Here is a 1732-nt window from a genome sequence, read left to right as displayed (position 1 = left end):
TTTGAGCTGGAAGCTGAGAAAAAGGGCATCGTCTTTAACGTCAAAGCCCGGCCCAAGGACCTGATCGTCAATGCCGATGTGGAAAAATTGGTCCGGGTCTACAACAACTTGATCTCTAACGCCCTGAAGTACGCGACCGGGGCAACCGAGATCAACCTGGTGGCCAACCTGATCAACAAAAAGCAGGTTGAGCTGCGGGTGGAAAATAATGGGGAGCCGATCCCGCAGGATAAGCTGAAGAAAATTTTTGACCGCTTCTACCGGGTCGAAAGTTCCCGCAATACCAAGACGGGCGGGACCGGGCTTGGCTTGTCCATCGTCCAGGGAGTCGTTGAGCTCCACGGCGGGACGATCCGCTGCGAGTCTAACGAAAAGCTGACCAGTTTTATCATTCTTTTGCCTAGAACGCCTAAGCTGAACGGCGCGGCTAGCCAGCGTGTGGTATAATTTGAACTGAATTCTATTTGACAGTGAGGAGAACAATGAGTATCTCATTAAATACCTGTATTTTAATCTTAAAGGAACATCACTTGCTTAAGTCAAGCGCGATCCAAGACACGGTCCAAACCAGAATGGAAGCCGTCTCTTACGACTCCCGCGACGTGCAAAACAACAGCCTTTTCTTCTGCAAGGGGGCGGGCTTTCGGCCAACTTACCTGACCATGGCCAAGGAAAACGGCGCCATTGCCTACGTGGCTGAGCAGCCTTACCCAGAAGGCACGGGGATGCACGCCTTGATCGTGCGCAACGTGGCTAAGGCCATGGCTCTTTTGTCAGCTGCCTTTTACCGCTTTCCGCAAGACGACCTTTTCTTGGTCGGCTTTACCGGCACCAAGGGCAAGACCACGTCTGCTTACTTTTTGAAGGGGATGCTGGACCAGTTAAATGGCGGCAAGACCGCGCTCCTTTCTTCTGTCAACAATATTTTGGGGAGTGCGCCAGAAGACACCTTCAAGTCCAGCCTGACCACGCCAGAATCCCTGGACCTCTTCCGGGACATGCGCCGGGCTGTTGACAACGGCATGACCCACATGGTCATGGAAGTTTCTTCTCAAGCTTATAAAAAGAACCGCGTCTTTGGTCTGACCTACGACTTGGGCTTTTTCTTAAATATCAGCCCAGACCATATTGGCGTCAACGAGCACCCGAACTTTGAAGACTACCTCCACTGCAAATTGCAGCTTTTGGTCAACTCTCGCAAGTGCATCATCAACGCTGAAACCGACCGCTTTAGCGACGTTTATGCAGCAGCGACGACCACGACCAACCCAGACAGCATCTACTTGTTTGCTAGAGACGGCTTTGAAATTCCGGGCCTGAAGCAGCCAATCGACTTCCGCTACAAGTCAATCGAAACCGACCTGGCCGAAACCAAGTTCAGCTTGACCACGGCCTCCAGCAAGGCTAGAAAGCTGCCAATTTCCGGGGAATACACCCTGCAGATGATCGGCGACTTCAACGAAACCAACGCAACTGGCGCCATCATCGGGGCAGGCTTAGCCGGCATGGACTACGAAAACTGCGCTAAGGGGATCCGCCACGTGACAATCCCTGGCCGGATGGAAACCGTTGTAACCAAGAACCACGGTTTGGTAGTGGTCGACTACGCCCACAACAAGGCCTCAATGCTGGCCTTGATGAAGTTCATGCGCCGGGAATTTGCCAACCCACGGGTAATCGTGGTCGTTGGTGCGCCAGGCGACAAGGGGATTTCCCGCCGGCCAGGCTTTAG

2 protein-coding genes are annotated in these 1732 nt (G+C 53.1%); both read left to right on the top strand.

Features of this window, described 5'->3' with window-relative positions; genetic code table 11:
- Positions 1-447, top strand: a 447-nt coding sequence (locus ACI4WN_RS06330) for a sensor histidine kinase (protein WP_439777450.1), incomplete at its 5' end; no start/stop codon positions are given.
- Between the two features lie 35 nt (positions 448-482).
- The coding region (locus tag ACI4WN_RS06325; RefSeq protein WP_439777449.1) for a UDP-N-acetylmuramoyl-L-alanyl-D-glutamate--2,6-diaminopimelate ligase at positions 483-1732 on the top strand (1250 nt) is incomplete at its 3' end.

Source organism: Lactobacillus sp. (assembly GCF_051893255.1).
In the GTDB taxonomy this organism is placed as follows: domain Bacteria; phylum Bacillota; class Bacilli; order Lactobacillales; family Lactobacillaceae; genus Lactobacillus.
The sequence above is the reverse complement of the archived record's forward strand: the minus strand, read 5'-3'. Positions and strand labels throughout refer to the sequence as shown.